The sequence below is a fragment of the Mesorhizobium sp. M7A.F.Ca.AU.001.01.1.1 genome (assembly GCF_004022735.1).
GTDB classification, from domain to species: domain Bacteria; phylum Pseudomonadota; class Alphaproteobacteria; order Rhizobiales; family Rhizobiaceae; genus Mesorhizobium; species Mesorhizobium ciceri.
In genome coordinates, this window is sequence record NZ_RZPF01000255.1 from 1 (window position 1) to 7,865 (window position 7,865).

Annotated in this window: 11 protein-coding genes and 1 pseudogene; 7 read left to right on the forward strand and 5 right to left on the reverse strand. The window is 61.7% G+C overall.

Annotation, left to right across the window (positions count from 1 at the left end; genetic code table 11):
- The 4 genes from aztA to EN884_RS17105 form a co-directional block, all read left to right on the forward strand.
- Positions 1-802, forward strand: an 802-nt coding sequence (aztA, locus tag EN884_RS17090) for a zinc ABC transporter ATP-binding protein AztA (protein WP_164895029.1), incomplete at its 5' end; no start/stop codon positions are given.
- Entirely contained in the window at positions 802-1,677 is an 876-nt protein-coding gene (aztB, locus tag EN884_RS17095; RefSeq protein ID WP_013532308.1) for a zinc ABC transporter permease AztB, read from the forward strand. The genes aztA and aztB, both read left to right, overlap by 1 nt.
- A 27-nt stretch (positions 1,678-1,704) precedes the next feature.
- Positions 1,705-2,646, forward strand: a complete 942-nt coding sequence (gene aztC / locus EN884_RS17100; protein ID WP_013532309.1) for a zinc ABC transporter substrate-binding protein AztC — start codon at positions 1,705-1,707, stop codon at positions 2,644-2,646.
- 150 nt (positions 2,647-2,796) lie between these two features.
- The gene (locus EN884_RS17105) at positions 2,797-3,135 is read left to right on the forward strand and encodes a TIGR01244 family sulfur transferase (RefSeq protein ID WP_063167740.1); all 339 of its coding nucleotides are present in this window, start codon (positions 2,797-2,799) and stop codon (positions 3,133-3,135) included.
- Between the two features lie 77 nt (positions 3,136-3,212).
- Here EN884_RS17105 and EN884_RS17110 read toward each other — a convergent pair whose 3' ends face one another.
- Positions 3,213-3,680, reverse strand: a complete 468-nt coding sequence (locus EN884_RS17110) for an Lrp/AsnC family transcriptional regulator (RefSeq protein ID WP_013532311.1) — start codon at positions 3,678-3,680, stop codon at positions 3,213-3,215.
- Positions 3,681-3,818: 138 nt separating this feature from the next.
- On the opposite strand from EN884_RS17110, the gene hppD reads away from it, so the two are divergent.
- The 3 genes from hppD to EN884_RS17125 all read left to right on the forward strand — a co-directional run bounded on the left by hppD (position 3,819) and on the right by EN884_RS17125 (position 5,584).
- Positions 3,819-4,931 carry a 4-hydroxyphenylpyruvate dioxygenase gene (gene hppD / locus EN884_RS17115; RefSeq protein ID WP_063167739.1) on the forward strand — a complete coding sequence of 371 codons (1,113 nt, stop codon included), beginning with the start codon at positions 3,819-3,821 and terminating at the stop codon, positions 4,929-4,931.
- 62 nt (positions 4,932-4,993) lie between these two features.
- Positions 4,994-5,221, forward strand: coding sequence for a type II toxin-antitoxin system prevent-host-death family antitoxin (locus EN884_RS17120; protein ID WP_013532313.1), 228 nt, complete (start codon positions 4,994-4,996; stop codon positions 5,219-5,221).
- A 93-nt stretch (positions 5,222-5,314) separates the two neighbouring features.
- The gene (locus EN884_RS17125) at positions 5,315-5,584 is read left to right on the forward strand and encodes a type II toxin-antitoxin system VapC family toxin (RefSeq protein ID WP_244514291.1); all 270 of its coding nucleotides are present in this window, start codon (positions 5,315-5,317) and stop codon (positions 5,582-5,584) included.
- 27 nt (positions 5,585-5,611) lie between these two features.
- On the opposite strand, the pseudogene EN884_RS39565 reads toward EN884_RS17125, so the two are convergent.
- From EN884_RS39565 to EN884_RS17145, 4 genes and pseudogenes are all read right to left on the reverse strand, one after another.
- Positions 5,612-5,707: pseudogene (locus tag EN884_RS39565) on the reverse strand (damage-inducible protein DinB); the annotation flags it as partial.
- Between the two features lie 4 nt (positions 5,708-5,711).
- A complete protein-coding gene (locus tag EN884_RS17135) occupies positions 5,712-5,999 on the reverse strand; it encodes a hypothetical protein (protein WP_063167738.1) in 288 nt (95 codons plus the stop codon).
- A 4-nt stretch (positions 6,000-6,003) separates the two neighbouring features.
- A complete protein-coding gene (locus EN884_RS17140; RefSeq protein WP_063167737.1) occupies positions 6,004-7,017 on the reverse strand; it encodes a fumarylacetoacetate hydrolase family protein in 1,014 nt (337 codons plus the stop codon).
- Positions 7,014-7,865 (reverse strand): MBL fold metallo-hydrolase (locus EN884_RS17145; RefSeq protein WP_128360645.1); only part of this gene is annotated, 852 nt, incomplete at its 5' end. The genes EN884_RS17145 and EN884_RS17140, both read right to left, overlap by 4 nt.

The window sequence follows — 7,865 nt, forward strand, 5'->3', positions numbered from 1 at the left end:
AAATACCTGCCTGACATTCCGCGACCTGACGCTTGGCTACGGCAGCCATCCGGCGATCCATCATCTCGACGGCACCATCCGCAAGGGCTCGCTGACCGCTGTGGTCGGCGCCAACGGCTCCGGCAAATCGACGCTGATGAAAGGTATTGTCGGCGTCCTGAAGCCGATGGCCGGCGAGGTTGTCCGCGCACCCGGTGTACGTGCCGCCTATCTGCCGCAGCAATCGGAGCTCGACCGGTCCTTTCCGGCGCGGGTGGTGGATCTGGTTTCGCTCGGCCTGTGGCCACGGCGCGGCCTGCTTGGCCGCTACACTAGGGAAGATCGCGATGACGTCAGCAAGGCGCTGATGGCGGTGGGCCTCGGCGGTTTTGAAAAGCGGCCGATCGACACGCTGTCGGGCGGCCAACTGCAGCGCACGCTGTTTGCCCGTGTCCTGCTGCAGGACGCCGACCTCATCCTGCTCGACGAACCCTTCAACGCCGTCGACGCCAAGACGGTCGGCGACCTCATTGCGCTGATCAAGCACTGGCATGGCGAGGAACGCACCATCATGGTCGTCGTCCACGATCTGGATCTGGTGCGGCAGAATTTCCCCGAAACGCTGCTTCTGGCCCGCCAGCCGATCGCCTGGGGCGAAACCCGGGAAACGCTGAAGCCTGAAAATCTGTTGCGCGCCCGCCGTTTTCACGAGGCCTGGGAAGAAAATGCACCCTGGTGCGAGCCGGGCGAGGACGCTCATGGTCACGATCACCATGGCCACGATCACGATCACCAACATGGCGTCGGACCGAGGGCTGCTTGATGGACATGCTTTACGGCCTAGTCATCGCGCCCTTCGCCGATTTCGCCTTCATGCAGCGGGCGTTGATCGGCTCGCTGATGCTGTCGCTCGGCGCCTGCCCGATCGGCGTCTTCCTTATGCTGCGGCGCATGAGCCTGTCGGGCGACGCCATGGCGCACGCAATCCTGCCCGGTGCAGCCGCCGGCTTCCTGTTCTATGGGCTGGAAATCCTGCCGATGACCATCGGCGGCCTGATCGCCGGCGTCATCGTCGCGCTCGGCGCCGGCGCCGTCTCGCGTTTCACCATCCAGCGCGAAGACGCCTCGATGGCGGCTTTCTACCTGATTTCGCTCGCCATCGGCGTGCTGATGGTGTCGATCCGCGGTTCCAGCGTCGATCTCATGCATGTGCTGTTCGGCACCGTGCTGGCGCTCAATGACGAGGCCCTGACGCTGATCGGCGGCATCGTCGCGGTGACGCTGGTCAGCCTCGCCATCTTCTGGCGGGCGCTGGTCGCCGAATGCCTCGACCCGCTGTTCCTGCGCTCGGTCAGCCGGCTCGGCAGCCCGGTGCATTTCATCTTCCTCGGCCTTGTCGTACTCAACCTCGTCGGCGGCTTCCAGGCGCTCGGCACGCTTCTATCGGTTGGGCTGATGATGCTGCCGGCCGCGGCCGCCCGCTTCTGGACGGTTCGCGTCGAGCCGATGTGCGTGCTGGCCGTACTGATCGGCTTCGCATCCTGCGTCGCCGGGCTGCTTTTGTCCTATCACGCCTCGCTGCCATCCGGCCCGGCCATCATCCTGTCGGCCGGCGTCGTCTATTTCGCCTCGATCCTGTTTGGCACGCGCGGCATCCTGCGCGCGCGCATCATCCATCACCGTCACAGAACGGCCTGATCCCCGCCCCTAGAAGGAGACCCCTCTATGCTGAAATCCATCCATGCCGCCCTGGCGATGAGCGTTATAACATTAACCGCCTTTGGCGCATCGTCGGCCTTCGCGGCCCCGCTGAAAGTGGTCGCCAGCTTCACCGTCATTGCCGATTTCGCCAAAAATGTCGGCGGCGACCGCATCGATGTCACCACCATCGTCGGGCCGGATGGCGATGCCCATGTCTACGAGCCGAGCCCGGCCGATGCGGTGGCCATGGCCAAGGCCGACATCGTGCTGGTCAACGGCCTGCATTTCGAAGGTTTTCTGCAGCGGCTGGTCGATGCCAGTGCCACCAAGGCCTCGATCATCACCTTGACCAAGGGCGTGACGCCGATCGATTTCAAGCCTGAATTCGCCGATGCCGACGCGGCCGAAGGTGCCGGCACCGGCGGCGGCAAGACGGTCACCGATCCCCACGCATTCCAGTCGATTGCCAACGCCAGGATCTATGTGAAGAACATCGCCGAGGCTTTCTGCGCGGCCGATTCGGAAGGCTGCGTCAGCTATCAGACCAATGCCGCCGCCTACACCAAGAAGCTTGATGCGGTCGAAGGTGAAGTGAAAGCGGCAATTGCCTCGATCCCAGAGAGCAAGCGCGTCGTCATCACCTCGCACGACGCCTTCGGCTATTTCGAACATGCATACGGCCTGACCTTCCTCGCCCCGCAAGGGGTCTCGACCGACTCCGAACCATCCGCCGCAGACGTTGCCAAGCTGGTCAATCAGGTGAAGCAGGACAAGGCGGCTGCGATCTTCGTCGAGAACATCACCAACCCGCGCCTGATCGAGCAAATCGCCAGCGAAACCGGCATCAAAGTCGGCGGCACGCTCTATTCGGACGCGCTGTCGCAGCCCGACGGCCCGGCCGCGACCTATATCGACATGATGCACAACAACATCCGTCAGATCAAAGGCGCTATTCTCGGCAGCTGAGTTTGAAGGATTGTCCAGCCGGGCCGCATCGGCCCGGTTGGATTTTCTGGCACGCAATGGCTATTTGGCAGAGAAATCCTTCGGCACGGATTGCCGCCCATGTCGGGGAGTGGCAAGACTGCCACCTGACCAGTTTGCGAGGATGCTGCCATGGAATACCGCGAAATCAGCGAGGACTATTCGGTCTCGGGCCAGATCCAGCCCGAAGACGTCGCCGCCATCAGGGAAGCTGGCTTCAAGAGTGTGATCTGCAACCGGCCCGATGACGAACAGCCGGGCCAGCCTTCTGCCGACACCGTCGGGGCAGCGGTCGAAGCCGCAGGCCTCGCCTTCCGCTACATTCCGGTGATCAGCGGCCAGATCACGGCCGAGAATGTCGAGGATCAGGCCGAAGCGCTCGAGGAACTCGACGGCCCGGTCTTCGCCTATTGCCGTTCCGGCGCCCGCTGCACCAATCTCTATGGACTGATCCAGCAGTCGAAGGGTTGAACGGCCCTTCCGTCATTAGGCTGGCGATCCTTCACACCCCCTCTGGCCTGCCGACGTATCAATGATATCCGCTCAGATTAAATCGGCAGCGCGCCGGTTTCCTTCAGCGTCTCCAGCACGATCGCCGTTTTCACATGCTGCACGGATTCGTGCGGCAGTAGCACGCCGTTGACGAATTCCGACAATGATTTGAGATCCGGCGTCACCACTTTCAGGATGTAGTCCATCTCGCCGGTCAGCGCGTGCGCTTCCTGCACTTCGGGCAGCCGCGCCACCAGTTCGCCGAAGCGCCTTGCATTGTCGCGATTGTGGGTGGCGAGCGTGACCGAAATGACGTTGACCAGGGAAAAACCGAGCTTGTCGCGGTCGAGAACGGCGCGATAGCCCCTGATGAAGCCGTCCTCCTCCAGCCGCTGACGGCGGCGCGAGCATTGCGACGCCGACAGGTTCACCCGCTCCGAAAGATCGTTGTTGGTCAGCCGCGCATCACCCTGCAACAGTGCCATTATCTTGCGGTCGAACTGGTCAATGCGCGCCTCATCCATGGCTTTCCCTTACATCATGCACGCTTCACGCATGACATCATCATTTCAAGCGTTTGAATGCAAGCACCGTGCGCCTCCTCCGCGTTATCATCGTGTCAAATCGCCTTTTCAGGCCAGGCCAGCTTTCGGAGGAATATTATGGGTCCCTTCCCGCACGACGCCCCGCCCGCCAGGATCAGCAAGGACAACCCGGCCGGCACCGATGGGTTCGAGTTCGTCGAATTCGCGCATCCGGAGCCGCAAAAGCTGGCTGAGCTGTTCACCCGCATGGGCTATATCGCGGTGGCCAAGCACCGCACGAAAGACCTCACCATCTGGCGGCAGGGCGACATCAACTATGTCGTCAACGCCGAGCCCGGCTCGCATGCGATGAAATTCGTCGACAGGCACGGCCCCTGCGCGGCTTCGATGGCATGGCGGGTGGTCGATGCCAAACACGCCTTCCACCATGCGGTCGCCAAGGGTGCCACACCTTACGAAGGCGCCGACAAGGCGCTGGACGTGCCGGCGATCGTGGGCATTGGCGGCTCGCTGCTCTATTTCATCGAGACCTACGGCAAGAAGGGTTCGGCCTATGATGCCGAGTTCGAGTGGCTGGGTGCGCGCGACCCGCGGCCGGAAGGCGTCGGCTTCTACTATCTCGATCACCTGACCCACAATGTCTATCGCGGCCAGATGGACAAATGGTGGGATTTCTACCGCAACCTGTTCGGCTTCAAGCAGATCCATTTCTTCGACATCGACGGCAAGATCACCGGCTTGGTCAGCCGCGCCATCACCTCGCCCTGCGGCAAGATCCGCATTCCGCTCAACGAGTCCAAGGACGAGACCAGCCAGATCGCCGAGTACCTGAAGAAGTACAATGGCGAAGGCATCCAGCACATCGCCGTCGGCACCGACGAAATCTACGAGGCCACCGACAGACTGGCCGAGAACGGGCTGAAGTTCATGCCCGGCCCGCCTGAAACCTACTACGACATGTCGTATGACCGCGTGAACGGCCATGACGAACCGATCGAGCGGATGAAGAAGCACGGCATCCTGATCGATGGCGAAGGCGTCGTCGACGGCGGCACGACCAAGATCCTGCTGCAGATATTCTCGAAAACCGTGATCGGGCCGATCTTCTTCGAGTTCATCCAGAGGAAGGGCGACGAAGGTTTTGGCGAAGGCAATTTCCGCGCGCTGTTCGAATCGATCGAGCAGGACCAGATCAAGCGTGGCGTGATCAAGGTTCAGGCGGCGGAATAGCCATCGAACTCACTTGCGGCCCGGCCAATTATGACCTAAATTCTGGTCATAAGAGGTCGTCTATGAATATCCCCATGGCAAAAGCGAAGGCTCAGCTTTCCGAATTGGTGAAACGTGCCCAGGCTGGCGAAGAGATCCATCTGACCAGACATGGAGAGGTTGTCGCAACCTTGAGCGCTCCCGTTCGGGCTGGTGGGAGCAAAGGCTTGCTTGGCGCCCTGAAAGGCCAGATTTGGATATCGGATGATTTTGATGAACTCGGTCCCGAATGGGACGAGTATATTAAATGAGCCGCAGATATCTGGTCGATACCCATATTCTGCTTTGGGTACTCAACGCCGATTCACGTCTTTCGGCGCGATATCTTTCTCACAGGCAAGGATGTGATCGTCAGCGCCGTCTCGGTGGCCGAGATCGCCATCAAGAAATCGCTCGGCAAAGTGACGCTCACAGGCGACATCGTGGACCTCCTGCGATCGAACGGGATTCCGATTCTCGGCGTAAACGAACTACACGCGGCGAGACTTGAACATCTGCCGCTTCACCACCGCGATCCCTTCGACCGCCTGCTTATTGCGCAGACCCAAATTGAAGGCCTGACGTTGATCTCCGCGGATCGGCAATTTTCAGCCTATGACGTCGTATTGGCCTGATCGCCCAAGCCCAGCCGCTTGACCTCTTTCGCCGGGCTGAAGAGACAATACCGCGCGGTAGAGTCGGTCGTTCGACCAGAGATTGTTGCCGGCCATGCTGCGCGGGTAGTCGGGCAGGCTCATCACGTCATCCGGTTGACCGCGACAGATACAAGCCCGCCCACATAACGACAAATCCAGCAAGAACGATCAGCAGCAACCAGTTCATACGCCGACGCATGCTCTGCGTTTCCGCGTCCCGCGCGACGTCCATGTTGGTGATGGTGTGGAACATCATCGCCTTGCGCGGAAAGCCGCTGCGGTTGGTCAGGTCAGGCGAGCGCGCCTCTATGCGATAGCTCAGCCGGATCGCCTGGATGAAGACCGCCAGTATGGCGAGTGCCCAGACACCGGCCAGCAGATAGACCCCCGTCATGCCCTTACCTCTCGTATTTCTCGACCTTCTGTTCGATGGCACCGAAGATCGAATGCCCAGCCTTGTCCTTCATCTCGATGCGCACCGTGTCGCCGAAGCGCAGGAATGGCGTTTTGGGTTCGCCTGACACAATGGTCTCGATCATGCGCAGTTCGGCGATGCAGGAATAGCCGGCGCCGCCGGCCGAGACAGGCTTGCCCGGCCCGCCGTCGAGCTTGTTGGAGACGGTGCCGGAACCGATGATCGTGCCGGCGGCCAATGGCCGTGTCCTTGCTGCATGAACGATCAGCGCCGGAAAGTCGAAGGTCATGTCGATACCGGCATTGGCGCGGCCGAACGGCTTGCCGTTGAGATCGGCAAGCAGCGGCAGGCTGACCTTGCCGCCGTCCCAGGCATCACCCAGTTCGTCCGGCGTCACAGCGACCGGCGAAAACGCCGAGGACGGCTTTGATTGGAAAAAACCGAAACCTTTGGCCAGTTCCGGTCCGGTGAGCGCGCGCAACGTAACGTCGTTGACCAGCATGACCAGTCGGATCGCTGCCTTTGCTTCTTCGAGGCTTGCACCCATCGGCACGTCGTCGACGATGACAGCGACCTCGCCCTCCATGTCGATGCCGAAGGCTTCGTCAGCCGTGCGGATCGGATCACGTGGCGGAATGAAAGAATCCGAGCCGCCCTGGTAGATCAGCGGGTCGGTCCAGAAGCTCGCCGGCATCTCGGCGCCGCGCGCTTTGCGCACCAGCTCGACATGGTTCACGTAAGCCGAGCCATCGGCCCATTGATAGGCACGCGGCAGCGGCGAATGGGCGTCATGTTCGTGGAAGCGCTCCGCCGGCATCGCATTGTTCTCAAGCGATTCCGCTATTGTCGCGAGATGCGGGGCGATGCGCCGCCAGTCGTCGAGCGCCGCCTGCAGCGTGCGAACCAGGAACGAGGCGTCGGTGAAGCGTGTCAGGTCGCGCGAGACGACGACGAGTTTCCCGTCGCGCGTCCCGTCCTTCAATGTGGCAAGCTTCATGCGGTTTCCTCTCCTGCTGCAGCTTTGGCGCTGCTTAAGCCCACAACAAGACCGTCGCGGGCGATCGTCAAGTCGCCGTTCCAAGTTTTCCTGACGGCGGCAGTCCAGTCGGCCTCGCCTATCAAAGAATCGTCGGCCGGAATGAGGTGGTTGAGCACCAATCTCTTCACGCCGGCATCGCTTGCGATGCTGCCGGCCTCTTCGGCAAAGCTGTGGCTGGCGAGCAGATGCTCTCTGAGCCGCGCACCATTGCCGGTCCTGGCCACCAGTCGCTCGATGCCTTCTTCCAGCATGGCTTCGTGGACGAGGATGTCGGCGCCTCGGGCAAAATCGGCGAGCGGCGGATAAAAGGCCGTGTCGCCGGAGAACACCACGCTTTTGGCGCCATGCTCGAAGCGAAGCGCAAAACAATCGGTCACCGGCGGATGCTCGACGCGCAGCGCCGAAACCGTCAAGCCGCCCTGCGCGACCACCTGGCCTTCGCCGAATTCGCTGATCGACACCAGATCGCGAATATCCGGCCGGCCTTCGTCAACGATGCGGATCTCGATGTCGAACTCCATCGCCTGGCAAAAGCGCCGCCAGTAATGACCGGTGCCGGGCGGACCGAACACGCCGACGGGCGTCGCGAGGCCCGCCGTCCAGGCGGTGTGGATCAGCGGCCCCAGTTCAAGCACATGGTCGGAGTGCAGATGCGTGATGAAGATCAGGTCGAGCGACTTCAGGCTGATGCCGGCATCGACCAGACCACGCGTCACGCCAAGGCCGCAGTCGACGACGATGCTGCGGCCGCCGATCTGCAGCAGCGACGAACTCGGCCATGGACCACCCGGCCGCAATGCCGGGCC

Coding starts and splice junctions, on each gene's coding strand:
- EN884_RS17135 (WP_063167738.1), bottom strand. CDS start 5,999: ATGACGGGGGTCTATCTGCTGGCCGGTGTCTGGGCACTCGCCATACTG.
- EN884_RS17105 (WP_063167740.1), top strand. CDS start 2,797: ATGGAATACCGCGAAATCAGCGAGGACTATTCGGTCTCGGGCCAGATC.
- EN884_RS17120 (WP_013532313.1), top strand. CDS start 4,994: ATGAATATCCCCATGGCAAAAGCGAAGGCTCAGCTTTCCGAATTGGTG.
- EN884_RS17110 (WP_013532311.1), bottom strand. CDS start 3,680: ATGGATGAGGCGCGCATTGACCAGTTCGACCGCAAGATAATGGCACTG.
- EN884_RS17140 (WP_063167737.1), bottom strand. CDS start 7,017: ATGAAGCTTGCCACATTGAAGGACGGGACGCGCGACGGGAAACTCGTC.
- aztB (WP_013532308.1), top strand. CDS start 802: ATGGACATGCTTTACGGCCTAGTCATCGCGCCCTTCGCCGATTTCGCC.
- aztC (WP_013532309.1), top strand. CDS start 1,705: ATGCTGAAATCCATCCATGCCGCCCTGGCGATGAGCGTTATAACATTA.
- hppD (WP_063167739.1), top strand. CDS start 3,819: ATGGGTCCCTTCCCGCACGACGCCCCGCCCGCCAGGATCAGCAAGGAC.